Here is a 1,946-nt window from a genome sequence, read left to right on the forward strand (position 1 = left end):
CGCGGCGGAAACTGCTGTTGTGGAGCCTTTGTTTGCTGCTACTACTGTGTTCCAGTAGTTCAGACCTGCTGGATCAGCAGGACGATTGAAGTAAGCAACGTACAGTTGCTGGATGGCTTGATCGTAAGTACCCATTTTGGCTCCGGAAAATAGAAATAAGAATGAAGGCAGTTTTTTTAATATCGTGCAATGCTAGCATTACCTATTCATAGGTGACTTAAATTTATATAACATCGAACAACTTGTATCTATAAAAATACAGCAAATCTCTGTACTTCCCTAAAAACCAGAATGAGTGCCGAATATTTAGAATGGTTTAATCAATAATCTTTTACTTGCCAAGAAGAATTTCCTTCTTGGCAAGCATAGATCATAAATTACTCAGTTTTATGTGGAGCAGTGAATTAAGCGACAAAGTCGCCAGCTACGATTGAGCCTGCGCCAACCAATTTTACGATAAAGTCCGTTGCATCCACTGCATTTGTAGTACTTCCGGTATTTTGGAAGGCATATGTGCCAGCGGCTGTGCCAGTAGCTACGGTAATAATGTACGCTTGGTCATTTGTTGCAAAAGCTGCACCAGCTGCATTTGCTGCTGTCACGATTGCTGCCGGCAATGTTGCTATATCAGCTGCCGCAATGTTCAATGCATTTAATGTTAATGCATTGATGCCAGTCTTAAAGATGTCTGAACCTGCAACCTTAAAATTAGCTACCGTATCAATATTCGCGATCACTGAGCCAGCCATAATGGTGTCGGAACCAGTTGTAGTTGAGGACAAGTTAATCGTATCTGCACCCGAGCCACCTGTAATAGTCACAGCTCCAGTACCTGTACCTAATACATTGAGAGTTTGTCCGCCAGACCCGAGTATGATGTTATTGATAGCGGTGGAAGCTGATTTAGTGAAATTCAACGTCACGCCAGCACCGTTTTCGTTAGTAATGCTCCATGCAGCATTAGTACCACCAGTAACATTAACAAATTCAACATTAGTTACTTTTGCAGATATATCCAATGCAGCTGTGACAGCACCAACATTGAGTGTATCAACTCCATTTCCACCATCAATACCATTGGCAGCAACAGTGGCAATAATCACTTGGTCACTCACCGTAATAGTATCGGCACCCGTGCCACCAACGACGGAAATCAGGCCAGCTGCACTGGTGAAAGTATTGGTACCGTTATACAGGACATAGTTTTCTACTGACGCATTACCGACAACAGTACCTGCGGTCGAAAACGTAAAGTTATTAGTGCCAATCGCAGTGATTGATGAGAATGCCGCATATTGTGCTGCGCTTAAAGTAATGCTTGCATTACTGGACACCACCAGGCTTTCAAAACCAGTTACATTGGCAAGTGCAATATTACTGCCATTGACCAAACTCAAGATGTCTGAGGTGCCTGCACCTGCTGTGTATATACCCGTGTAAGCTTTAGCTTCCATTGTCAAGGTATTATTACCTGTACCCAAGTTCACATTGGCATTCAACATAGAGTTGCCGGAATTAGCAAGGAAAACACGATCATTCCCCGTACCACCGATAATGCTCGTAATACCAGATGTTGCAACGTTAAAATAAATATCTGTACTGGAATTGTCTATTGCCAGTGTGTTGATATTGGTAATGGTATTACCGCCTCCGATAACAATACTACCGCCACCTGTAAAAGTGATTTTGTCAGAATCTCCAGCATTGCCGTTTACGGTTGTTCCCACCAGAGCAGCTGCATTGCCAGTAAAATTTTCTCTTAATCCAGCCGTGCCATTAAATACGCCACCAGCGCTTAATACCGTAGGATTGGCAGCGACCCCACCGCCATTAGCTGGAGTTGTACCCACAGTTCCTGCAATTGCAGCTCCACCACCAGACACTAAAACAGCATTAGATGTCGTGATATTGTTCGTTCCACCACCAGTCGCATTGGAAGATGAGGT

At 43.5% G+C, this 1,946-nt stretch carries 1 protein-coding gene; it reads right to left on the reverse strand.

The window, feature by feature from the left end; all coding sequences use genetic code 11:
* Positions 1 to 404: 404 nt before the first annotated feature.
* The coding region (locus tag ACO0LB_RS20395; protein WP_423052504.1) for a beta strand repeat-containing protein at positions 405 to 1,946 on the reverse strand (1,542 nt) is incomplete at its 5' end.

It is taken from the genome of Undibacterium sp. SXout7W, from assembly GCF_049339385.1.
Lineage (GTDB): Bacteria > Pseudomonadota > Gammaproteobacteria > Burkholderiales > Burkholderiaceae_D > Undibacterium.